Below are 22,137 nucleotides of genomic sequence, written 5' to 3' on the forward strand. Positions count from 1 at the left end.
GCCGAGGTTCGTCAACCATCCACAGACCCGAGGGAGGAGGGCAGGTCCGTGTTTCCGTCTCATAGGCCGCGACGCCTTCGCCAGACGCCGGCCATGCGCAGGCTCGTGGCCGAGTCTTCGCTCGAGCCACGCCATCTTGTGCTGCCGATGTTCGTTGCGGACGGCATCGAAGCCCCGCGGGAGATCTCGTCGATGCCCGGCGTGTTCCAGCACACCCCGGACTCGCTGCGGCGCGCGGCGACCGAGGCGGTAGAGGCGGGCGTCGGTGGAATCATGCTCTTCGGTGTGCCTCGCCCCGAAGACAAGGACGCCGACGGTTCGGGCGCATCCGATCCGGGAGGCATTTTGAACCGGGGATTGCGTTGGATTGCAGACGAAGTCGGCGACGCGACGGTAATCATGGCCGATACCTGCCTGGACGAGTTCACTGACCACGGGCACTGCGGTGTCCTCGGCGCCGATGGTGAGGTAGACAATGACCTCACGTTGCAGCGCTACGTGGACATGGCTGTGGCACAGGCCGATTCGGGTGCACACCTGCTGGGCCCGAGCGGAATGATGGATGGTCAGGTGGCAGTCATCCGGAAGGCTTTGGACGGTGCGGGTCACACCGATGTCGGTCAACTGGCCTACTCGGCGAAGTACGCCTCGGCTTTCTACGGTCCTTTCCGCGAGGCGGTCGGATCCTCGCTGCAAGGGGACCGCAGAACGTACCAACAGGATCCGGCCAATCGGCGCGAATCGCTGCGGGAGGTAGATCTCGATCTCGCGGAGGGCGCCGACATCGTGTTGGTGAAACCGGCGATGTCGTACTTGGACATCGTGCGCGAGACGGCCGACCGCTCGCCGGTACCCGTGGCGGCGTATCAGATCTCGGGTGAGTACTCGATGATCACCGCGGCCGCGCAGAACGGCTGGATCGACCGGGATGCGGCGATTTTCGAATCGCTCACGAGCATCCGTCGCGCGGGCGCCGACATCGTGCTGACCTACTGGGCCACCGAAGCGGCGGGTTGGTTGTGATCACCGCCGTCGGTAGGGCGTCGGCCCGGTGCCGGATACGGTAGTTGCCATGACCGAGCAGTGGCCACCGACTCCGCCGCACCAGCAGGGCCCGTTTCCGCACGATCGCCAGTACCCACCTGCGCGCGACCCGGAACCTGAACGGCCAGTCCCTGTAGATGTGGGGACCGCCGCCCAGTTGCTGTGGGTCGTGGCGGGCCTGGGTCTGATTCAGGCGCTGGTCGCGATGATCGCGGTGGTGGGGGAGAAGTCGACGTTCGTCGACCAACTGATGAACAACCCCGCTATCGCGTCGAGTGAGGGCGAACTGAGTCGCTCCACCGTTGAGACGTTGTTCTACGTCGGTATCGGATTCACCGGGGTCGTCATCCTGGCGTTGACTGGCCTCTTCCTGCTGTTCGTGCGTTTCATGCGTAAGGGCCGCAACTGGGCCAGAATGCTGCTGACTGTTGCGTGCGGGACGATCGTGGTACTTACCGTTCCGGCGTTGTTCGGGATCGGATCGGACGGCGGCGGCAGCGTCTCACTTCTCCTCGGCGGAGTGCAGATCCTTCAGGCGGTGGCGACGGTCGGCGCAGTGGTGCTTATGCACCGCAAGGATTCCACGGCATACTTCCTACGGCTGCCCCCCTCCGGCGAGTAGTCCTGTCATGGCCCACGTCGAGCGTGTTGAAGGTTGGTTCACCCGTGCCTGAGGAGGTGTTGTTCAGCGAGCCCGGCGCCCGCTGGCGGATGGTGGCGTTCGGCCCCGTGTTCTGCCTGATCGCGTTGGTAATCGAACTGCTGACCGGGCCGGTGGTCCACTGGTTCGCGCTACCACTGTTCGCGGCGTTGCTGAGCGGATTCATCTCAGTACAGGTGGTGGCGGCACGCAGGCACGCAAGTGTCGAACTCACGTCCTCGTCGCTGCGCCAGGGCACCGAGGACTTACCGATCGTCGAGATCGTGAAGATCATGCCTCCGGCCGACCCCGAGGCGCGCGAAATGCAACCGTGGGAGACGGCTCGGACGCTGGGCGAGTTGTCGGCGGTGCCGCGCCGACGCTCGGGGATCGGATTGCGCCTGACCAGCGGAGCGCTGGTTCAGGCGTGGGCGAAGGACGACAAGGGCCTGCGCGCACAACTCGAGCCTCTGATAGCGAAATCGGCGAGAGGGTCGATGGAATGAGTCGACGAGTAGCGGTGGTGGCGTTCGAGTGGATCGGGGCGGTTGCCGCACTCGTCGTGGCTGTGTGGTGCTGGAACCTCGCCCAGATCACCTCCGAGTTCGGTCCGATGGCGCCCGGTGAGCCCTCATACGAGGGAACGGAATACTCAGGTGGGTGGATCGCGCTCGCCGCCGGACTCGTCACGGTGGCGGGCCTGCTGGTGATCGACTCCGTTCGCCGACTTCGGCCCGACCTTGCAGGCGAACACACGGGGGCGTTGCCGCTACCGGAAGAGCCGCACTCACAGAAAGATCCGGGTCTTGCCGAAGGTGTCGGGCCCGGGACCGACGATCATCGGGTCGCCGAGTAGAGCTTCGGGAACTGCACGCCGCGCCTCCCGTCGGGGTCCGTGGGTACGCATCCTCGGATGCTCCGCCGCAGACCGAGGTTCAACTCGCACTGGTGGTATCGGTCGCAACTTGCACGAGTTGGTGATGGCGCAGCCTTATCTGGGTCTGTGTCGCGATGACCGTCGAGGAGCGCAACACATTCTGGCCGTCGACCATCGAGTTGATCACCCGCTGCAGATCCGCATGGTTGCGCGCCACCATGCGCACCAGGAGATCTCCGGCGCCCGTAGTCGTGTGAGCCTCCAGCACTTCGGGGATGGCGGCGAGGTGCTCGACAACGGCGACGTGCCCCTTGCCCTGAGCGATCTCGAGTGTGACGAATCCAATTACCGGGAATCCCAGGGCTTCAGGATCGAGCGTCGGGGCCGAACTGACGATCACGCCGGAGCGTTCGAGACGGTCGAGTCTCGCCTGGACCGTGCCCCGCGCAACTCCCAGACGCCTGGACGCCTCGAGGACTCCGACCTTCGGTTCGGCATGGAGAAGGTCGAGTAGCTTCGCATCGAGCTGATCAATAGGCATGGTCTGGTCCTGGTCAGTATGTATGGTTTAGTGCGCTTCTTCTTCTGCATTATGTACAGATTGAATAGCCTTCACAAGCAGGGTTGCGCAGTATGGTGGGGCGGATCACAGTAGTTGCATGACTACTTCCGATATCCGTCTGACACCGCGTGAGGTCGCCGCACACCTGGGGGCCGATCAACTGCGGGAACTGGTCGGGCTCGTCGAGCACGACGATGCTGCAGATCCCTTTCCGGTGGTCGCCATCGACGCAGTGGTGTTCGTCTGTGGCAACGCAACCCAGAGCATGCAGTACTTCGTTTCCACTTGGGGAATGAACCTCGTCGCTTACGCCGGGCCCGAGACAGGTCAGCGGGCACACAAGTCTTATGTGCTCGAATCCGGGTCGGCACGGTTCGTTCTGCACGGCGTGGTCGATCCCAAGAGTCCGCTCGCAGACCACCACCGCGTTCACGGCGACGGCGTTGTCGATCTGGCGATGGAGGTTCTCGACGTCGACCGGTGTATCGAACACGCCCGGTCTCAGGGGGCCACCATCCTCGAGGAACCGCACGACGTCACAGACGAGTTCGGCACCGTCCGGGTCGCGGCGATTGCCACGTACGGCAGCACACGACACACGATCGTCGACCGCAGCAGGTATGACGGTCCGTATCTGCCCGGGTTCGTTGCGCGCTCGAGCAGTTTCTCGGCGAGGCCGGAAAAGCCTGCTCGGTTGTTCCAAGCGATCGACCACGCGGTCGGCAACGTCGAGATGGGACGGATGGATCACTGGGTCAACTTCTACAACCGGGTCATGGGATTCACCAACATGGCCGAATTCGTCGGTGACGACATCGCTACCGAGTACTCGGCGCTGATGTCGAAAGTGGTGGCGAACGGCAATCACCGCGTGAAGTTCCCGCTCAACGAGCCTGCGGTAGGGAAGAAGAAGTCGCAGATCGACGAGTACCTGGAGTTCTATGGTGAACCGGGATGTCAACACTTGGCTCTTGCAACCGGCGACATCCTCGCGACTGTGGACGCTTTGCGGACCGAGGGCGTCGAGTTTCTCGAGACGCCCGACACGTACTACGAGGATCCGGAGTTGCGTCAGCGGATAGGGAAGGTGCGGGTGCCGGTCGAGGAGTTGCAGAAGCGCGGCATCCTCGTCGACAGGGACGAGGACGGCTACCTGCTGCAGATCTTCACGAAACCGCTCGGCGACCGGCCGACCATCTTCTTCGAACTCATCGAACGGCACGGCTCCCTAGGCTTCGGGGTCGGTAACTTCCAGGCACTGTTCGAGGCCATCGAACGTGAGCAGGCGGCCCGCGGCAATCTGTGAACGCCCGGTCGGCACTCAGTGCATCATCGTTGAATGGATGACACAGACGGAAAATCTTTCGCGGGCAAGGTTGCACTCGTTACGGGCGTGTCTTCGGGGCTCGGGCTGGCAGTGGCGCGAGTGCTCTCGGACAGAGGAGCACACGTCTTCGGTGTCGCGCGTGGCGGGGATGCTTTGCGCGAGGCCATGATCGAAGTCGCCGGTTCGGATGGCGAGAGGCGGTACGCGGAAACGGACGTCGCCTCGTCCGAGGCGTGTGCCGCAGCCGTGGCCTCCTGTGTCTCAGCGCTCGGTGGTCTCGATGTGTTGGTCAACGTAGCCGGTGCGCATACTCTCCGGCACACCCCTGACGTCACGGACGAGGACTGGGCGCACGATCTGGCCGTGAATCTGAACGGACCGTTCTACCTGTCACGGGCTGCGTTACCTCATCTGCTCGAGCGGGGAGGCAACATCGTCAACGTCGCGTCCGTCGCCGGACTGGAGGGGCAGGCATACTCGGCCGGCTACTGTGCCGCCAAACATGGGCTGGTGGGTCTCACTCGAGCCATGGCGCTCGAGTTCGTCGGCACTCCGCTGCGGATCAACGCCATTTGTCCCGGCGGGATGATGACCCCGCAGGTCGCGAATTTCGTGTTCCCGGAGGGCGTCGATTTCGAGCTCGTCATGAAATCGGCTGGACCGCGCGGCCTGATGGAACCCGAGGATGTCGCGAAGATGGTGGCGTTTGTCGCATCCGACGACGCCGCGGCGGTTCACGGCGCCGTGTATGCGGTGGACAGCGGGAAGATGGCATGAGCGAAGACGGCATGAGTCTTGTCAACGGCCCGATCTTCCAGATCTGCTGGGTAGTCGACGACATCGCAGCGGCGGAGCACCACTTCACGGAGCACTTCGGCGTCGCACGATGGTTGCGCGTGCCGGACGTGCATTTCGGCCCGGACCATTGCACATACCGGGGGCGCCCCGCGGACTATGTGGTCCACGTGTCACTGGGGTACGCAGGCGGACAGCAACTCGAACTCATCCAGCCTGTGTCAGGGCGCAATCTCTACACGGAACACCTCGACAGAAGCGGGCCTGGAGTGCATCACATGGCCTGGGTTCCCGACGACTTCGAGTCCACCCTCGCCGAAGCAGGTCGCCGAGGTTTGCCCGTCGTGGCGCAGGGGCGCTTCGAGGGGGTAGGGATGGAGTTCGCCTATATCGACGGCGGGCCCCTCGGTGGCTACGTGGAACTGATGAAGCTGTCGGACGATATGCGGGCCCTGTTCGATTCGCTGGTTCCGGAACCTCGAGACGGGTGATTCGTGTCACCAACTACACCCTGTCGTTGGCAAATTCGACAGAACTGGGACACTAGGGATCGTGACTTATCCCTCCGGCGACCGAGAGGCAGATGCCTCCCGCTCCGCGTACCTGTTCGAGAAGGCAGATCTGGTCATTCCGGGCGGCGTAAATTCTCCGGTGCGGGCTTTTCATTCGGTCGGCGGTACTCCGCGGTTCATCAAACAGGCATCCGGCTGCACGCTCACCGATGTCGACGGCAACAACTACGTTGACCTGGTCTGTTCCTGGGGGCCGATGATCCTCGGGCACGCGCACCCCGCCGTAGTCGAGGCTGTGCGGGCGGCGGCTACCACCGGTCTGTCGTTCGGTGCCCCCACTGAAGGCGAGATCGAACTGGCCGAGGAGATCGTTGCCCGTGTCGGCCCGGTCGAGAAGGTGCGCTTGGTCAACTCGGGAACCGAGGCCACGATGAGCGCGGTCCGTTTGGCCCGCGGGTTCACGGGCCGTACCAAGGTCCTCAAGTTCTCCGGTTGCTACCACGGTCACGTCGACGCTCTGCTGGCGGACGCAGGTTCGGGTCTCGCGACCTTCGGTCTCCCGACGTCGCCGGGGGTGACCGGTGCCCAGGCCGAAGACACCATCGTCGTTCCCTACAACGATCTCGAAGCCGTCGCGCAGGCATTCGCTGCCAACGAGGGCGAGGTCGCGTGTGTGATCACCGAAGCTGCACCCGGAAACATGGGTGCCGTGCCCCCCTTGCCAGGCTTCAACGAGGGTCTGCGAAGGCTCACCCGTGACAACGGTGCCCTGCTCATCATGGACGAGGTGATGACCGGATTCCGTGTCAGTGCCGCAGGTTGGTACGGGCTCGACGGTGTCGCCGGCGATCTCTACACCTTCGGCAAGGTGATGAGCGGTGGTTTGCCTGCCGCCGCGTTCGGGGGTCGCGCCGACGTCATGGCCGCCCTTGCTCCAGCCGGACCCGTCTACCAGGCAGGCACCCTGTCCGGAAACCCCGTCGCCGTCGCCGCCGGGTTGGCCAGTCTCCGCGCCGCGGACCGGAGTGTGTACGACGCGCTCGAACGCAACAGTGAGATGCTGCGCGGTTTGCTGTCCGACGCGCTGACTGCCGAGGGCGTGCCGCACCGGGTGCAGATGGCCGGAACGATGCTCAGCGTCTTCTTCAGTGAGGACCCGGTCACCAATTACGCCGAGGCGAAGGCTGCCCAGACGTGGCGCTTCCCGGCGTTCTTCCACGGCTTGCTCTCCCGTGGGGTGTATCCGCCGCCGAGCGCGTTCGAGGCGTGGTTCGTCTCCGCCGCCATGGACGACGACGCCTTTTCGATCATCGCCGACGCCCTGCCGCACGCAGCGAAGGCCGCCGCAGCGGCCACTCGGCCCTGATGCGTCCGCAGCAGGTGGCCACCGACGGCCCCATCGATCAACTGACGCCCGCACCGACCCGAGGAACTTCAAACGTGACAGATGTCGATCATCCCGACCACACACAGACCCGCACCATCGTGCATGTGCTTCGGCACGGCGAGGTGCACAACCCGCGTGGAATCCTCTACGGCAGGCTTCCCGGGTTCAAGCTGTCGGTGACGGGGGAGGGCCAGGCCCGCGCGGTCGCGTCGGTCCTGGCCAAGCACGACATCACGCACATTGCAGCGTCCCCGCTGCAGCGGGCGCAGGAGACCGCAGCCCCGATTGCCGCCGCCCTCGGGGTCGAGATCGTGACCGACGAGAACCTCATCGAGGCCGGAAACGATTTCGAGGGTCTGAAGGTTTCGGTCGGCGACGGTGCACTTTCCCGCCCGCGGCACTGGTGGAAGCTGCGCAACCCGTTCACCCCGTCGTGGGGCGAGCCATACCTGCAGATCGCGCACCGCATGCTGGCCGCGGTGAACAGCGCGCGCGTCAGCGCGGTCGGACACGAGGCAGTCGTCGTCAGTCATCAGTTGCCGGTCTGGACCCTACGGCGATTTCTGCAAGGCGACCGGCTGTGGCACGATCCGCGCCACCGTCAGTGCGGTCTCGCCTCGCTGACATCTCTCGTCTACGAGGGCGACACCCTCATCGACATCGTGTACTCAGAGCCCGCGGGCGCATCGGATCCGAGGGTGACCGGGGCATGAGACGAGGACGTCTAGCGGGGTTGGCTGCAGCTGTGTCCGCCGTTGCCGTGTTGGTGTCGGCGTGCGCGTCCGGGGGCGACGCAGTGGCCCAGGGCGGCACGTTCGACTTCGTGTCTCCGGGTGGCAAGACCGAGATCTTCTATGATCCGCCGGCCGACCGCGGGGCCATTGGTGCACTCTCCGGACCCGACCTGATGGAAGAGGGAAAGACAATCTCGCTCGACGACTTCACGGGCCAAGTCGTGGTCGTCAACGTGTGGGGGCAGTGGTGCGCCCCGTGCCGGAGGGAGGCCAGCCAACTCGAGGAGGTCTACGAGGAAACCAAGGACCAGGGCGTCGCGTTCCTCGGGATAAACGTGCGGGACAACCAGCAGGACAAGGCGCAGGACTTCATGATCGACAACAACGTGTCGTATCCGTCGATCTACGACCCGGCCATGAGGACATTGATCGCACTCGGGAAGAACTACCCGACGAGCGTCGTCCCGACCACGATGGTACTCGACCGTGAACACCGTGTCGCCGCCGTGTACCTGAGAGAGCTGCTGGCCGAAGACCTGAAACCGGTAGTCGAACGGGTGGCGCAGGAATCGTGAGCACCAGCACCGTTCTCGCCCAAGGCATCGGCGAAGCATTCGGGTCCGCGGCCGTGTCCGGGCCATTGGTGCTCGCGTTCGGCGCGTGCGTCCTTGCCGGTCTCGTGTCGTTCGCGTCACCTTGCGTCGTCCCGCTCGTACCCGGATATCTGTCCTACCTCGCTGGTGTGGTCGGGGCCGACGCTCCGGCCGCCACCCCGCAGGAGGCGGCCGTCCGCACGAAAACGCTCACCGACGGCAGACTCAGGGTTGCGGGTGCCGCCGCCCTGTTCGTAGCCGGTTTCACCGTCGTGTTCGTGCTGGCCACGGCGTCCGTGTTCGGTGTCATCTCAGCTCTCGCGATCAACCGCGACATCTTGATGCGAGTCGGCGGTGTCGTCACCATCGCGATGGGTCTGGTGTTCATCGGACTGGTGCCCGCTCTGCAGAAAGACACTCGGCTCGAGCCGAAACGCCTCTCCAGCTTGGCTGGGGCGCCTTTGCTCGGCGGTGTGTTCGCGCTGGGTTGGACCCCGTGTCTCGGCCCCACATTGGCTGGCGTCATCTCGATAACCGCAGGCACCGAGGGGGCCACCGCGGCTCGCGGTGTCACTCTGATCGTCGCGTACTGCCTCGGACTCGGGCTGCCATTCGTGATCTTGGCCTTCGGATCGTCGCGCGCGTTGCGCGGCGTCGGATGGCTGCGTCGCAACGCTCGGACCATTCAAGTCTTCGGCGGAATCATGCTCGTGGCGGTCGGCATCGCCTTGGTTACCGGCGCTTGGGACCTGTTCGTCAGCTGGGTCCGTGACGCCTTCATCACGGATACGGTTCTGCCCATATGAGTGACACCGAGACCCCCGTGAGGGTCGAGCAGGCCCCGGTTCCCCGCCAATCTCTGCCAGGCCGGGCGATGGCTGAGGTCCGCAACACCTGGCGCGGTCTGACCTCCATGCGGACGGCGCTTGTGCTGCTGTTCCTGTTGGCGATCGCCGCAATCCCGGGCGCCCTGCTACCGCAGCGCAGTCTCAACGAGAGCAAGGTCAACGAGTACATCGCGAATCGGCCCACGCTTGGGCCGTGGATGGACAAGCTCGAACTGTTCGATGTGTTCGGCAGCTTCTGGTTCACTGCCATCTACGTCCTGCTGTTCGTCTCCCTGGTCGGCTGCATCTTGCCGCGGTGCGTCGAGCACGCGAAGGCACTACGGACCCGTCCGGTGCCCGCGCCGCGCAATCTTGCGCGGCTTCCACACCACCACGAGGACCGGGTCGACGAGACGCCTGAGGAAGTAGCGGGTCGCCTGCGTAGTCAGCTCAGGGGGTGGCGAGTCGAGACCCGCGACAGCGGGCACCGTGGGGTCAGAGATGGCGAAATCACCCTCTCCGCAGAGAAGGGATACCTGCGCGAGTTCGGCAACCTTGCCTTCCATTTGTCCCTCGTGGGGTTACTGGTCGCAGTCGCGGCAGGAAAGCTGTTGAGCTACGAAGGCAACGTCATCGTGGTCGCAAACGACGGGCCCGGCTTCTGCACCACATCTCCCGCGGTCTTCGACTCCTTCAGGGCCGGAAACACTCAGGACGGCACCGGCATGACGCCGCTGTGTATCCGGGTGAAGGACTTCACTGCCGACTATCTCGACAACGGTCAGGCGGAGATGTTCACGTCCAACATTGCGTACCAGGCCGGCAGCGACCTCGAAACGAACACCTGGCGCGAGGACCAATTGCAGGTCAACCACCCGCTTCGTGTCGAAGGGGACCGCGTCTACCTGCAGGGCCACGGGTACGCGCCGACGTTTACCGTCACCTTCCCGAACGGGCAGACGCGGACGGAAACATTGCAGTGGCAACCCGACGATGCCGTCACGTTCCTCAGCAGCGGCGCCATGCGGTTCGACCCGCCCGGCGGTATGTATCCCGACCCGGACGAGCGGCGGAAGAACCAGATCGCGATCGAGGGCCTCTTCGCCCCGACAGCGTTCTTCAACGGAGACCTGTTGTCTTCGAGTTTTCCCGAGATGAACGACCCGGCTGTCGCGATCGACATATACAAGGGTGATACCGGGCTCGATACCGGTAACCCACAATCGATATTTTCACTCAACACCGAGCTGATCAATCAGGGTCGGCTGGTGAAGCAGGAGCGCGTGAACTTGTGGCCGGGTGAGAGCGCGACGCTAGCCGATGGCACGCAGGTGCGCTTCGACGGTGCCGTCGATTTCGTCAACCTTCAGGTGTCCCACGACCCGGCACAGCAATGGGTGCTGGTGTCGTCGTTGACGATGATGGCGGGACTGCTCGTCTCGCTGCTGGTCAAGCGAAGGCGCATCTGGGCCCGCATCTACCCTGCGGATGCTGGGGATCTCGACCAACGACGTACCGTAGTAGAGCTTGGCGGGCTCGCCCGGACCGATCAGGCCGGTTGGGGTGACGAGTTCGACCGACTCTGCAGTCATCTACTCACGGACGATACGAAGCCTGATTCGCAGGAGAACCAACGGTGACGATCAACGAGACACTGGCGCAGTACAGCGACTGGGCCTTCCAATCATCTTTTGCAGTGCTGTTACTGGCGCTCATCCTGCTCATCGTGCAGTACGCGTCCACACGGGCGCACGCCGTGCAGGAGAAGGAACTCGTCTCCGCCGGTGTCGGTGCACGCTCGGCGGAGACCGGTGTTCCAGGGCGAGTGGCTCAGCAGCCGAAGAAGCCGATGTCCGAGCGCTTCGGCGGCATGGGCGCGGCCGTTCTCGTCGTCGGCACCGTCCTGATCATCGCTGCGATCGTGCTTCGAGGGTTCTCCGCCCGCCGGTTCCCGCTCGGCAACATGTACGAGTTCGTTGCCATGGCCTGCGCCGCCGCGCTCGTCGTCGGTCTCGTCCTCCTGTCGAAGCCCGCACATAGGCCGATGTGGGTGTTCCTGCTCGTCCCCGTGCTGATCCTGATGTTTCTCGCAGGCACGGTCCTGTATGCGGATTCCGCGCCTGTGGTGCCCGCGTTGCAGTCGTACTGGTTGCCCATCCACGTCACCATCGTGAGCGTCGGTTCCGGCGTGTTCTTGGTATCGGGCGTGGCAAGCCTGCTGTTCCTGCTTCGCATGCGCTATCCGCGCGCCGAGGAGAGGACCGGCATCATTGCGAAGGTCGCGGAGCGGTTACCCGACGCCCAGATGCTGGACCGGTTGGCGTACAAGACCACGATCATCGGGTTCCCGCTCTTCGGCGCAGGCGTCATCCTCGGTGCCATCTGGGCCGAGGCCGCGTGGGGTCGGTTCTGGGGCTGGGATCCCAAGGAGACGGTGTCGTTCATCGCCTGGGTGATCTACGCCGCCTACCTCCATGCACGCGCGACGTCCGGATGGCGCGAGACTAAGGCGGCCTGGATCAACGTCGCAGGCTTCGTTGCCATGCTGTTCAATCTGTTCGTCATCAACATCGTTGTATCAGGGCTTCATTCTTACGCGGGTCTGAACTGACCGGCTTCCACTGACTGGTATCGTTCCGCCGCGGCGTCTCGATCTGTGTGGCTTGGTACAGACGATAAAGACATAACGAGGGGATGTTCAGCGATGTCTGAAAGCAATTCCGGCGCGTGGGAGCCGGTGCGGCCTGCATCGAACCCGTCGGTGGGCGATCAGGACGCGTCTGACGAGAATGTCGCCGGACCGGCGAGTCGCGTTGGCGCGCGGCAGGCCCCGTACGTTCAACCTCAGGGCCGAAACCCCTTTGCCCAGGCTCCGGCGGCCCCGCCCACCGGCAGGCACACACAGGCTCCGGCGGCCCCGCCCACGGGTCGGCAGACGCAGGCCCCGACCGCTGCGCCCGCCCCCGCTCCGCAACACCGGCAAGTTCCGCAGCCTTCCGCGGGGGCGGAAGCCTTCACTCGTCCCCAGCACATGCCCGCGCAGGAGCAGCCGGCGCAACTCCACCCGGAGCACCAGACCTCCGCATCGACGCCCGCTCAGCAGCACGCTCCCAGCCCGCGCGAAATCGCTCACGAGCAGCAATACGAGGTGACGGCCCGTGACCTGTCCACCTCCCTGCTCCTCAAGCAAGCCAAAGCTGCCCCGACTACGGGATGGCGGAAGATGCTGTATCAGGTGTCCGGTCGCAACATCAATGTCGGAAACAGTGCCAAGGAACAGCGCCGCATCGACCTGACCAAGCAGGTCAACCAACCGCTTCAGGGCTGCTACAAGATCGCGCTACTGAGTTTGAAGGGCGGTGTGGGCAAGACCACCATCACTGCGACCCTCGGTTCTACTTTCGCATCATTGCGGGGTGACCGCGTGATCGCCGTGGACGCCAACCCTGACCGGGGAACACTCAGTCAGAAGATTCCTCTGGAAACGCCGGCCACGGTGCGCAACCTCCTGCGAGACGAGCAGAGTATCGAGAAGTACAGCGACGTCCGCAGCTACACATCACAGAATCGCCATCGACTGGAGGTGCTCGCATCGGATAGCGACCCCGCCGTGTCGGAGGCTTTCAGTGGAGACGATTACGCGCGAACCGTAAAGATGCTGGAGAAGTTCTACAGCATCGTTCTGACCGATTGCGGTACCGGTCTGATGCACTCGGCCATGCAGACGATCCTCGAAGAGGCAGATGCACTCGTGGTGGTCAGCTCGGGATCCGTCGACGGCGTCCGCAGCGCGTCAGCGACTCTCGATTGGCTCGACGCTCATGGCTACCGGGATCTGGTGTCCAAGTCGGTGGCCGTTGTCAACGCTGTGCGCCCAGGATCGGGCAAGGTGGACCTGCCGAAGGTCGTCGAACATTTCGAACAGAGGTGTCGTTCGGTGCGCCTGGTTCCATTCGATCCGCATCTCGAAGAGGGCGCGGAGATCGAACTGGAACGCCTGCATCCGAAGACGCGCAACGCCCTGCTCGAACTGGCTGCCGCCGTCACATCAGGTTTCCCCGCCTCGAGCTTCGCGCTGCAGGATCATCACTGACGCAGTAAGGGTGGTGGTGCCGACCCGCAGGGCGGCACCCCCCATTCCCGGTGAGATCAGCCGATGGGGTCGGATGAACCGGTACCGGGTTCTTCGGGCTTCCTCCGCTGGGCCTCCCGATTCATCTTCCACAGGAATTCCGGATCATCGTCCGGCCCTACAACCCGCTTGCTGAGCATCGGGTTCGCCGTCGGGCCGAACGCTTTCCACAGCAGAACCGCAACGGTCACGAGTCCGATGAATGCCAACAGATAGAGCACCGCGCACCTCCTTACACCACCGAGGATAGTCGGTATCTTCTGAGCGTAGCCGGGCCGGTGGCAGAGGGCACCCCTCAGGGCCCGGGGGGCGGCCGTGTCGCCACATTGGCATTCGGTGCCAGCGAACGGCGCGCCGTCGTGTCAGGTGTGGCCCGCTGCCGAGGTCATGGTGGGACCCGCTGCCGAGGTCATGGTGGGACCCGCTGCCGAGGTCATGGTGGGACCCGCTGCCGAGGTCATGGTGGGACCCGAAGCTGACGTCATGGTGGGACCGGCCTCAGTTGTCAGCGAACGGAGCAACTGCATTACCTCCGCTTCGCGGAAGCGGCGGTGTCCGCCGGGGGTGCGAAGCGATCCGAGCCTGCCGGCGTGTGCCCATCGGGTCACTGTCTTGGGATCGACGTGAAACAGGACAGCCACCTGGCCCGGAGTCATGAGGGTGTCAGTGGTGGCCCTGAGTCCGGATCCGTTGTCGGGGGGTGCGCTCATGGACGGTCTCCGCTGCTTTCGACTTATCAGTACTTGGCCGGTCGCATCAGCAACCCGGTCCAACGCCATGGTGGCATCACAACCCCTGGTTGTTCGAACTGTCTAAGGTTGGTAAAGGGGAGGCAATAGACAAATCGGATAAGTCAGGCGTGTCGGGACCGGTCGCTCCGGTGGGTAATCTAGGAGCGTGAGTGATCGATCCGAGAAGCCAGAAGATCAGGGCGAGCTTTCCTCGTCTGCAAGGGCGAACGACCCGGCGACAGATGGCGGGAGGGTGACGAAAGGGCAGTTGGCCCGCGACGTCTTGATGTACTCGATCGCCCGACTGCTCCTCGTCGTTGTGATCGGTGTGATCATCGCCGGAGGCGGCGAACTCGTAGGCGTGACCGTCCCTCTGCTCGTGACAGCGATCTTCGCCGTTCTGATCGCGCTCCCGCTGTCGCTAGTCATGTTTTCGAAGCTCCGCCGCCGGGTCAATGAGGGTATCGCCGCGATCGACGCGCAGCGGCGTGCCGACCAAGCCGATCTTCGTGCCAAGCTTCGTGGCGAGGACACCTCGAGGTGACCTACGGCGACGGCGTCGTCATCGACCGGAGTGTTTCCCGCGAATGGGTGGACAATGCCGTCCGCCTCATCGACGCCGACGCGCAGCGCAGCGCGGATACCCACCTTCTGCGCTACCCGCTACCGGCGCGGTGGGGTGTGCATTTGTATCTGAAAGACGAATCAACCCATATCACCGGCAGCCTCAAGCACCGCTTGGCTCGCTCGCTGTTCCTGTATGCAATCTGCAACGGATGGATCACCGAGGGGACCACTGTCATCGAGGCGTCTTCTGGGTCGACCGCCGTCAGCGAGGCGTACTTCGCGAAAATGCTCGGCCTCGCCTTCGTCGCGGTCATGCCGCGAAGCACGAGTCACGCGAAGATCGACCTCATCGAAGCCCACGGCGGCCGCTGCCACTTCATCGATCGTCCCTCGGATATCTACAGCGAGGCCAGGCGGCTCGCAGCAGAGACGAATGGTCACTTCATGGACCAGTTCACACATGCGGAACGGGCCACGGACTGGCGGGGCAACAACAACATAGCCGAATCGATCTATCGCCAGATGAGTCGTGAAGAGCATCCCGTTCCGGAGTGGATCGTGATGGGTGCGGGTACAGGTGGCACGAGCGCCACGCTCGGCCGCTACATCCGTTATCGCAGGCATGCTACGCGCCTGCTCGTTGTGGATCCGGAGAACTCGGCATTCCTCGGCGGCTACGAGACCAACTCGTGCGAATACGTGACGGGCATGCCCTCGCGCATCGAAGGCATCGGACGGCCTCGGGTGGAACCGTCGTTCGTAGGGCAGGTCATCGACAGAATGATGCGAGTACCCGACGCCGCATCCATCGCCGCGGCGCGGCACGCAAGTTCGGTGCTCGGGCGCCGAGTGGGCGGTTCCACCGGCACGAATCTGTGGGGTGCGTTCACGGTAGTGGCCCAGATGCGGGCCGCAGGCCGCACCGGCAGTGTCGTGACGATCCTGTGCGACGGCGGAGAGCGTTACGCCGACACCTACTTCGACGACCGGTGGGTGGCCGATGAGGGGATCGACCTCGCCGGACCGACTGCGGTGTTGGACGCCTTCATGACGACCGGCGTGTGGGAGGGTCAGCCGGGCTGATGCGCGGGCGCCACACTTCCCAGTGGTGCGGGGACGGGGCGTGCCATCGTGACCCGCGGCCACGCGGCAAGGCCGTGCTGCGCCTCGGCTTCACGGATCCGGAACAGGCCGGGGGTCATGTCTGTTTCCCGGAGTGGACGAAATCCGAGTCGCTCGTAGTAAGGGGCATTCCAGGGTACGTGGGCAAACGTCGTCAGAGTCAGGGCGCTCAGTCCACGCGCAGCTGCCCAGATCGAGATCTCGTCGAGCAGGAGCGCACCGAGTCTCTGGCGGGCATGTCCGGGATGCACGGAGACTTGCTCGATGTGCGCGCCCCCGTCGACGAGGGCGACGAGAGCGTAGGCGACCGGGGTGTCGTATGCGTCGACAGCCACCCAGACGCATCCGGTCTCGAGGTATTCGGTCAACTCTTCGAGAGTGAACGGGGGATCGTCGGCGACGGCGTCCATTCCGATCTCACGAAACGGCGCGCCCGCGGCGATTTCGATGTCTTGCAGAGCGGGCAGGTCTGTGCGAACAGCCGGGCGGATCACAGGTCTTTTCTACCTGAGGTCCTGTTGCCCGCACAGTTTGTTCGCACATTTCGATGACCTTCGCCACCGGAACATACGCAACCGTAGGTTGGTAACCTGGCCTTACAACGACGTAGATGGGTGGGTAGGCATGGGCAGGCCCGAGGTATCTCTAGAGAACTTCGGTGAGGTGTACGAGTTCTACCGCGACCATCAGCAGAATCGTTTGCTGGCCAAGTTGGCTTACGCGTCGTTGTACGTGATATATCGGCCACGGATCCGGTACGCGGAGGGGGCCAAGGCGCACTTGGAGGCTCTGCTGAAGTCAGGCGCTGTCCTTATCGTCGCCGCAAATCACGTGACACACAGTGATCAGTACACGCTTGCCGCCACAGCCTGGAATTCACCACTGCGCCGGGTGATCGGACGCACCCGGGTACTCGCCAAGGACGACCTGTTCGTCGATCCCGGCCTGCGCAAGAAGCTCGACATGATGGGCAGCATCCCGGTGTTCCGCAGCAAGAATCATGGCCTCCGGGCAGTCGCTGCCGCAGGCAAACTCATGATGGACATTTCCGCCGAACGGTTGAGGCGCGGTGACAGCCTGGCCATCTTTCCCGAGGGAACCTGCAACGAGGAGGATCCGACCCAGCTGCAGTTGATCAACAGCGGCATCGGTCATATCGCGAAGCGTGCAGTCGACCGTGGAGTTTCACCGGTGCTTCTGTCTGTCGGAATCAGCTACGGCCCCGACGCCCAAGGCCCCGACACCGAGAACGTGAAGTCGGCGAGTGTGTATATCGGCCAGCCATTTCCCGACCTGCCCTCCAGACCGATGGACATCGCGCGCGTCGTGCAGAAGGATCTTCAAAGCGCTGTCGACGGAGCGGTTGCCGCGTACTGATCGATCCGGTTCTCCTCCGGCCCGGCCGGTGTGCCAGCATGCACGTATGACCTTCTTGGTGCGCCTTGTCATCAATGCATTTGCGATCTGGCTTGCGGCGGAATTGGTAGTCGGAATAGGCATTTCCAGTTCCGGTAGTGGGACTGGTGGGGACATCATGGTCCTGCTCGGAATCGCACTCGTGTTCACGGTCGTGAACATCTTCGTCAGGCCGCTGGTCAAGCTGTTGTCGTTGCCACTGCTGATCCTGACCCTCGGGCTGTTCACGCTGGTGATCAATGCGCTGATGTTGATGCTCACCGCTTGGCTGAGTTCGCTGACCGCCTATGGATTGACCGTCGACGGCTTCTGGACCGCCCTTTGGGGAAGTCTGATCATCTCGATCGTCAACTTTGTGCTCGGCGTTGTCGTGCCGGATCGCAAATGATCCTGTCAGGCGACCGACAGCGCTACCGCGGTCGCTGCACCCCAGATGAGCATCGCCAGTCCTGAATCCCTAAGTGCCGGAATCAGTGCGAGGCCATGTTCGCCGGAGCGAACCGGGGCGTTGGCTCGCGCTGCGAGAGGAAGAGCGAGTAGTCCGATCAACGCCCACGGCGTGCGCGGGACGAGCGCGAGGGTGGCGACGAACGGGACCGTCAGCGCGGCGAGATGAAGTATTCGCGTACGAGAGTCGCCCAGTCGGACGGCGAGTGTGTGCTTACCCGACTCCGTGTCGCTGGGAATGTCTCGCAGATTGTTGGCGACCAGAACTGCGCTGGAAAACGACCCGATCCCGATTGCAGCGACGAGGCCGGCCCAGTCCACCGTCTCGGCCTGCACGTACTGGGTACCAAGCACGGCGACGAGGCCGAAGAACACGAAAACGGCGACTTCACCGAAGCCACTGTATCCGTAGGGTTTGGGTCCGCCCGTGTAGAACCATGCGCCCGCGATGCACAGCGCTCCGATGAGAACGAGCCACCAGGCGGTGGTGACTGCGAGTACGAGACCTGCCACCGCGGCGATCGAGAAGCAGGCACCGGCCGCGAACTTCACGGCAGAAGGCTCGGCCAGCTTCGACCCGACGAGTCGTAACGGTCCCACCCGGTCGTCGTCGGTGCCGCGGATTCCGTCCGAGTAGTCATTGGCGAAATTGACGCCAACGATCAACGCGAGGGAGACCACCAGTGCCAGTACTGCCTTCCACCACACCGCGCCGCCGAGCGCCGCCGCGGCGCCGGTACCGACGAGCACAGGGGCGATCGCGTTCGGGAGGGTGCGCGGACGAGCGCCTTCGATCCATTGAGCAACTGTGGCCATGCACCGATCTTTGCATTGCGCGGAAACCAGCACCCATCCACACCGGACTCGTCGGCGTTCAAATGGTCGGCCTTGGATCGGTCAGCCGAATCTGGCCTCCAGAGCGCGCCGGTTCACCTTGCCCGGGCCGCGGAGAGGAAAGGAATCGACAAGGTGTAGCTCGCGTGGTGCGGCGGTGGGGTCGAGGGTGCGTTCGACGAACGAGCGGAGATCGTTGAGGGTCGGCTCGGTGCCAGGCTCGGCAACGACGATCGCGGTGACGCGTCGGCCCAATCGATCGTCGGGCAGCCCGATCACTGCGCACTCGCGCACAGCGGGGTGCGCGACCAGAGCAGCTTCGACCACCTGCGGGACGACAGTGAGACCACCGGTGGAGATGGCCTCGTCCAGTCTGCCGCAGATGGTGAGCACACCGTCTGTGACGACTCCGGCGTCGTCGGTGCGGAACCATCCTGGTTCGGCGAATGCCGGGTGGTCGGGGAGGCCGCGGTAGCCGGACGCGAGCATGGGTCCGCCCAGAAGCACGCGGCTGTCCAGGTCGATTCGTACCCGGATGCCCTCGAGTGGTACGCCGTCGTACACGCACCCGCCGCACGTCTCACTCATCCCGTAGGTGCGGACGATGCGGATGCCTGCGTCGACGGCCCGTTGCAGTACCAGGGCCGGGGTGGCCGCCCCACCGAGGAGTACGGCATCGAGGGAAGCCAGCGCCGTCACCGCGTCGGGGTGGTCGAGTGCTTTGATCAGCTGTGTGGGGACCAGCGAGGTATATCGCCGTCGGCCGCTCATCGAGTCGACGGCCTCCGGAACTTCACAGGGATCGAAGCCCCCGGCTACGTCGATCACCACCGGTTCGGATCCCGCGAGGACGCTGCGCATCAGCACCTGCATCCCGGCGATGTGGTGGGCCGGGAGGGTCAGCAGCCAGGATCCGGGTCCACCCAGCCTCGTGTGGGTGGCCTCACCGCTGGCGCGGAGCGCGGCCGCGGTGAGCATGGCCCCCTTCGGCACGCCGGTCGTGCCGGATGTCGAGACCACGAGAGCGACGTCGTCGTCGATCGGGTCACCTGGGCGCAATGCGCTCGTGAGGCGTAGGGTCTCGCGCTTGTCTGCAGCGGGCACCGGGAGTACAGCCGGTTCGGCCCCCTCGAGGATCGAAGCCAGCTGCGGCAAGAGACCGACGACCTCGGGCCCGGACGGTACCGGGAGGGTGGTGAGTTGATTCGTCATCAGCAGAAGTATCCCAATGATCCCAACTGCTTCGGGTCAGCCTTCACTCGTCGGCCGCAAGTCGCGGCGAAGGGGGTGATCTTCGGGAATCTGCACCAGTACGATCGGGATTCCGTCCGGGTCCCTGATCCACATCTCGTGCAGCCCCCACGGTTCCTGGCGGGCTTCGCGGTCGATCTTGACACCGGCCAGAACCAGTTCGGTCTGCGCGGCTGTGAGATCGCGAACCTGTAGCCACAGAGCCCCGTCGAATGACGACGACGCACCGGTACCTCCGTGCGCTGTGATTTCGATGAGGCCCTGACCCGCGAAAAACACTGTTCCCCCGGGGTATTCACGGGCGGTGGCGAGGCCGAGGACGTCACGATAGAAGCCCAGCGTCGTCGCGTAGTCCCGGGGTCGAAGAAGCGTCCTGCTGCTGAGGATCTCCACCCGTCACTCTCCCTCACTCGGGCGAGCCTCGTGTCCCGCCCGGCCGTGTGTGCGTCGCTCTTCTTTCATCTGCGCCTCGAATAGGTGTCGCCGCCCTTCTGCCAGTTCGCCGCGGATCGTTTGCTCGTGTTCCCGCAGCGGCGACCAGTAGTTGTCGTCGAATTCCTCCACGATCTGGAAGGTCCACCGGCCGCTCAGGACGTTGCGACCCACCATTTCTGTGCGCAGTCGGTAGGCAAGGTGCGCGTGACCCGCCTCGTGCAAGGCGTCGGCGGCTTCACCGAGTTGTCGATCGGCGTGGCCGATCAATTGGTGGAAGGAGTAGAGGTGCCCGCGGGCACGTTCGACGGTTTCGAGGGCTTCGGAAACCTTGCCGAGCGCGGCGACGGTGTCATCGCTCACTCCTCGAGGGCGACGATGCTGTGGGGCGGGGACCTCGCGGTCGGTACTCATGTGGGTCAGTCTGCCCGAATCGGGGACCCCGTGCCGATCACTTGCCGAGATGACGAACTCGTCTGGACAGGGGGACGTGTCCGTGGGTGTGCAGCTCGTGTGCAGCAAAACCATCGACCGAACGCTGGTTCGGTGCACGCCCGAAAAGTGGCTCCCAAGGGCATTGGGCGCATGTACTACCGTATCAAGTATCTGACACAGTAGTACTTGGAGGAATGCATGGCGGTGTCTCCGCTGTTCGTCTTGTTCTCGGTTGTTGCGGCACTTGTGCTGATTCAGGCGGGGTTCAGTGACGTAGTGGCCGCGCGGCGCTCACACATGCCGGCCTCCGCGAGGAACGCGCGTCGCCGCAGTGTGCTGTTGCTTCTGGCGGGTGTCATCCTTGCGTTCCCCGTCGGATTTGCTCTGCTGCGATGGAGCGACTTTGGGCGTGGGCTCGTGACGCTGGTGCCCGGTGTGATCACATGTCTGGCGATCGGGCTGGCTCTAGGCGCCATGAGTATTGATCGAGTCAACCGCGATTCGTCCGTTCGCGAGGCAAGTCTTGTATCTCGATCGCTGAGGACTGTGGTGCCACCGCGCTTCGCCGTTGCCGTCATGGCTGGGTTGCTACTTGCCGTCGGCGGGCTGATCATGACGACGCTCACGGCGTCGGTGGACCCCTCCAGCGACCAGATGCGCGCGTTCTCGATCTCACATGGAGACACTGGCCGCACGTTCTCGCCCTATCCCGGATCCTTCTACTCCGTCCCTTTGATGTTTGCGATCGCTTTGGTTCTGATCCTCGCTCTGGCATGTGTAAAAGGAGCCCAGCGATGGGGTGCAGTCGATACCGGGGTCTACGACATGGCGCTTCGGCGCCGAATCGCGACTCGCGGAGTAGCATGTGCTGCAGCGATTTCGGCATTTGGGGCCTTCGTTGCAGGGATGTCTCTACACAAAGCAGCAAATGCGGTTTCGAGTGTTGGTGACTCGAACTGGGGCTGGAAGATGGCCGGGATCCTGGCGATGGGAATGGCTATCTACGGCGGTGTTCTCGGCCTGTGGGCCATCGTCCGTTTTGTTGTGCCACAGCCAATTGTGTCGCGATGAATAGTCCACGAGTCGTCGTACGTTCCGACGATCTGCTGCCCCCGTACGAGCAGATACGTCGGCAGATTGCCGCGCTCATCACGTCCGGCAAGGTCTCGCCGGGGGACAAACTTCCTTCGTTGAGGCAACTTGCGAAAGACCTCGACGTTGCGATTGGCACTGTCGCACGCGCGTATCGTGACCTGGAGCAAGAAGGGTGGGTGGAGTCGCGACGCGGCAAAGGGACTCGGGTCGCCAGAACGCGACCAAAGGCTGCCTCACCACCATCACCCGATTTGCTGGAGCGGCTAGCCAGGGACTACCTCACCGCCGTCGTGGCCGCGGGATTCGACGCCGAGGAGGCATTGTCGGCGCTGTCGGCCATTCAAGCCGAGAATGGCCGTGGGTGAGGCGCTCGACCG

At 64.0% G+C, this 22,137-nt stretch carries 27 protein-coding genes and 1 pseudogene; 20 read left to right on the forward strand and 8 right to left on the reverse strand.

From position 1 onward, the window contains the following. The first annotated feature begins 48 nt into the window (after nt 1–48). The 4 genes from hemB (at nt 49) to AB0I57_RS15545 (ending at nt 2,540) form a co-directional block, all read left to right on the forward strand. On the forward strand, nt 49–1,023 hold the full coding sequence (hemB, locus tag AB0I57_RS15530; protein WP_358336802.1) for a porphobilinogen synthase: 975 nt from the start codon (nt 49–51) through the stop codon (nt 1,021–1,023). Nucleotides 1,024–1,072: 49 nt separating this feature from the next. Continuing rightward, nucleotides 1,073–1,666: a hypothetical protein gene (locus tag AB0I57_RS15535; RefSeq protein WP_358336805.1), complete on the forward strand. Its 594-nt coding sequence runs from the start codon at nt 1,073–1,075 to the stop codon at nt 1,664–1,666. 89 nt (nt 1,667–1,755) lie between these two features. Further along, the gene (locus tag AB0I57_RS15540; protein ID WP_358337515.1) at nt 1,756–2,190 is read left to right on the forward strand and encodes a hypothetical protein; all 435 of its coding nucleotides are present in this window, start codon (nt 1,756–1,758) and stop codon (nt 2,188–2,190) included. Beyond that, nucleotides 2,187–2,540 carry a hypothetical protein gene (locus AB0I57_RS15545; RefSeq protein ID WP_358336808.1) on the forward strand — a complete coding sequence of 118 codons (354 nt, stop codon included), beginning with the start codon at nt 2,187–2,189 and terminating at the stop codon, nt 2,538–2,540. The genes AB0I57_RS15540 and AB0I57_RS15545 overlap by 4 nt, the downstream gene beginning before the upstream one ends. A gap of 79 nt (nt 2,541–2,619) precedes the next feature. On the opposite strand, the gene AB0I57_RS15550 is transcribed toward AB0I57_RS15545, so the two are convergent. Further along, the gene (locus AB0I57_RS15550; RefSeq protein WP_358336811.1) at nt 2,620–3,102 is read right to left on the reverse strand and encodes an Lrp/AsnC family transcriptional regulator; all 483 of its coding nucleotides are present in this window, start codon (nt 3,100–3,102) and stop codon (nt 2,620–2,622) included. 118 nt (nt 3,103–3,220) lie between these two features. Here AB0I57_RS15550 and hppD point away from each other — a divergent pair, with 118 nt between their 5' ends. From hppD to AB0I57_RS15600, 10 genes are all read left to right on the forward strand, one after another. Then, nucleotides 3,221–4,429: a 4-hydroxyphenylpyruvate dioxygenase gene (gene hppD / locus AB0I57_RS15555; protein ID WP_358336813.1), complete on the forward strand. Its 1,209-nt coding sequence runs from the start codon at nt 3,221–3,223 to the stop codon at nt 4,427–4,429. A gap of 33 nt (nt 4,430–4,462) precedes the next feature. Continuing rightward, a complete protein-coding gene (locus tag AB0I57_RS15560; RefSeq protein ID WP_358336816.1) occupies nt 4,463–5,227 on the forward strand; it encodes an SDR family oxidoreductase in 765 nt (254 codons plus the stop codon). An 11-nt stretch (nt 5,228–5,238) separates the two neighbouring features. Further along, nucleotides 5,239–5,736, forward strand: a complete 498-nt coding sequence (locus tag AB0I57_RS15565) for a VOC family protein (protein ID WP_358337518.1) — start codon at nt 5,239–5,241, stop codon at nt 5,734–5,736. 61 nt (nt 5,737–5,797) lie between these two features. Next, a complete protein-coding gene (hemL, locus tag AB0I57_RS15570) occupies nt 5,798–7,123 on the forward strand; it encodes a glutamate-1-semialdehyde 2,1-aminomutase (protein ID WP_358336819.1) in 1,326 nt (441 codons plus the stop codon). A gap of 74 nt (nt 7,124–7,197) precedes the next feature. After that, the gene (locus tag AB0I57_RS15575; protein WP_358336822.1) at nt 7,198–7,857 is read left to right on the forward strand and encodes a histidine phosphatase family protein; all 660 of its coding nucleotides are present in this window, start codon (nt 7,198–7,200) and stop codon (nt 7,855–7,857) included. Further along, on the forward strand, nt 7,854–8,453 hold the full coding sequence (locus tag AB0I57_RS15580; RefSeq protein ID WP_358336825.1) for a TlpA disulfide reductase family protein: 600 nt from the start codon (nt 7,854–7,856) through the stop codon (nt 8,451–8,453). The genes AB0I57_RS15575 and AB0I57_RS15580 overlap by 4 nt, the downstream gene beginning before the upstream one ends. Then, complete coding sequence (locus AB0I57_RS15585) at nt 8,450–9,277, forward strand: cytochrome c biogenesis CcdA family protein (protein ID WP_358336828.1); 828 nt, start codon at nt 8,450–8,452, stop codon at nt 9,275–9,277. The genes AB0I57_RS15580 and AB0I57_RS15585 overlap by 4 nt, the downstream gene beginning before the upstream one ends. After that, a complete protein-coding gene (locus AB0I57_RS15590; protein WP_358336830.1) occupies nt 9,274–10,938 on the forward strand; it encodes a cytochrome c biogenesis protein ResB in 1,665 nt (554 codons plus the stop codon). Before AB0I57_RS15585 ends, AB0I57_RS15590 begins: the two co-directional genes overlap by 4 nt. Then, nucleotides 10,935–11,909, forward strand: coding sequence for a c-type cytochrome biogenesis protein CcsB (gene ccsB, locus AB0I57_RS15595; protein WP_358336833.1), 975 nt, complete (start codon nt 10,935–10,937; stop codon nt 11,907–11,909). Before AB0I57_RS15590 ends, ccsB begins: the two co-directional genes overlap by 4 nt. Before the next feature lie 93 nt (nt 11,910–12,002). Next, nucleotides 12,003–13,391: a MinD/ParA family protein gene (locus AB0I57_RS15600; RefSeq protein WP_358336836.1), complete on the forward strand. Its 1,389-nt coding sequence runs from the start codon at nt 12,003–12,005 to the stop codon at nt 13,389–13,391. A gap of 56 nt (nt 13,392–13,447) precedes the next feature. On the opposite strand, the gene AB0I57_RS15605 is transcribed toward AB0I57_RS15600, so the two are convergent. Both AB0I57_RS15605 and AB0I57_RS15610 read right to left on the reverse strand, forming a co-directional pair. Further along, nucleotides 13,448–13,651 carry a hypothetical protein gene (locus AB0I57_RS15605; protein WP_358336839.1) on the reverse strand — a complete coding sequence of 68 codons (204 nt, stop codon included), beginning with the start codon at nt 13,649–13,651 and terminating at the stop codon, nt 13,448–13,450. A 273-nt stretch (nt 13,652–13,924) separates the two neighbouring features. After that, a pseudogene (locus tag AB0I57_RS15610) lies at nt 13,925–14,140 on the reverse strand (BldC family transcriptional regulator); the annotation flags it as partial. A 187-nt stretch (nt 14,141–14,327) separates the two neighbouring features. On the opposite strand from AB0I57_RS15610, the gene AB0I57_RS15615 reads away from it, so the two are divergent. Then, the gene (locus AB0I57_RS15615; protein ID WP_358336841.1) at nt 14,328–14,705 is read left to right on the forward strand and encodes a DUF4229 domain-containing protein; all 378 of its coding nucleotides are present in this window, start codon (nt 14,328–14,330) and stop codon (nt 14,703–14,705) included. After that, nucleotides 14,702–15,811 carry a PLP-dependent cysteine synthase family protein gene (locus tag AB0I57_RS15620; protein WP_358336844.1) on the forward strand — a complete coding sequence of 370 codons (1,110 nt, stop codon included), beginning with the start codon at nt 14,702–14,704 and terminating at the stop codon, nt 15,809–15,811. Before AB0I57_RS15615 ends, AB0I57_RS15620 begins: the two co-directional genes overlap by 4 nt. Here AB0I57_RS15620 and AB0I57_RS15625 read toward each other — a convergent pair. Continuing rightward, the gene (locus tag AB0I57_RS15625) at nt 15,799–16,344 is read right to left on the reverse strand and encodes a GNAT family N-acetyltransferase (RefSeq protein WP_358336847.1); all 546 of its coding nucleotides are present in this window, start codon (nt 16,342–16,344) and stop codon (nt 15,799–15,801) included. The two genes, AB0I57_RS15620 and AB0I57_RS15625, sit on opposite strands and share 13 nt — an antisense overlap. Before the next feature lie 130 nt (nt 16,345–16,474). On the opposite strand from AB0I57_RS15625, the gene AB0I57_RS15630 reads away from it, so the two are divergent. Both AB0I57_RS15630 and AB0I57_RS15635 read left to right on the forward strand, forming a co-directional pair. After that, nucleotides 16,475–17,227 (forward strand): lysophospholipid acyltransferase family protein, encoded by a 753-nt coding sequence (locus AB0I57_RS15630; RefSeq protein ID WP_358337521.1) that lies wholly within the window; start codon nt 16,475–16,477, stop codon nt 17,225–17,227. A gap of 46 nt (nt 17,228–17,273) precedes the next feature. Further along, nucleotides 17,274–17,654, forward strand: a complete 381-nt coding sequence (locus AB0I57_RS15635) for a phage holin family protein (RefSeq protein ID WP_358336850.1) — start codon at nt 17,274–17,276, stop codon at nt 17,652–17,654. A gap of 5 nt (nt 17,655–17,659) precedes the next feature. On the opposite strand, the gene AB0I57_RS15640 is transcribed toward AB0I57_RS15635, so the two are convergent. From AB0I57_RS15640 to AB0I57_RS15655, 4 genes are all read right to left on the reverse strand, one after another. Further along, complete coding sequence (locus tag AB0I57_RS15640) at nt 17,660–18,529, reverse strand: 1,4-dihydroxy-2-naphthoate polyprenyltransferase (RefSeq protein WP_358336853.1); 870 nt, start codon at nt 18,527–18,529, stop codon at nt 17,660–17,662. A gap of 81 nt (nt 18,530–18,610) precedes the next feature. Beyond that, a complete protein-coding gene (menE, locus tag AB0I57_RS15645; RefSeq protein ID WP_358336855.1) occupies nt 18,611–19,759 on the reverse strand; it encodes an o-succinylbenzoate--CoA ligase in 1,149 nt (382 codons plus the stop codon). Nucleotides 19,760–19,795: 36 nt separating this feature from the next. Continuing rightward, the gene (locus AB0I57_RS15650; protein WP_358336858.1) at nt 19,796–20,191 is read right to left on the reverse strand and encodes a VOC family protein; all 396 of its coding nucleotides are present in this window, start codon (nt 20,189–20,191) and stop codon (nt 19,796–19,798) included. Nucleotides 20,192–20,194: 3 nt separating this feature from the next. Beyond that, nucleotides 20,195–20,644 (reverse strand): hypothetical protein, encoded by a 450-nt coding sequence (locus tag AB0I57_RS15655; RefSeq protein ID WP_358336860.1) that lies wholly within the window; start codon nt 20,642–20,644, stop codon nt 20,195–20,197. A 219-nt stretch (nt 20,645–20,863) separates the two neighbouring features. Between AB0I57_RS15655 and AB0I57_RS15660 the strand changes: the two genes are divergently transcribed. Beyond that, nucleotides 20,864–21,736 carry a hypothetical protein gene (locus AB0I57_RS15660; protein ID WP_358336863.1) on the forward strand — a complete coding sequence of 291 codons (873 nt, stop codon included), beginning with the start codon at nt 20,864–20,866 and terminating at the stop codon, nt 21,734–21,736. Beyond that, nucleotides 21,733–22,125, forward strand: coding sequence for a GntR family transcriptional regulator (locus tag AB0I57_RS15665; RefSeq protein WP_358336865.1), 393 nt, complete (start codon nt 21,733–21,735; stop codon nt 22,123–22,125). Before AB0I57_RS15660 ends, AB0I57_RS15665 begins: the two co-directional genes overlap by 4 nt. Nucleotides 22,126–22,137: the final 12 nt, after the last annotated feature.

Origin of the sequence: Rhodococcus sp. NPDC049939 (assembly GCF_040656415.1) — a bacterium.
Lineage (GTDB): Bacteria > Actinomycetota > Actinomycetes > Mycobacteriales > Mycobacteriaceae > Rhodococcus_F.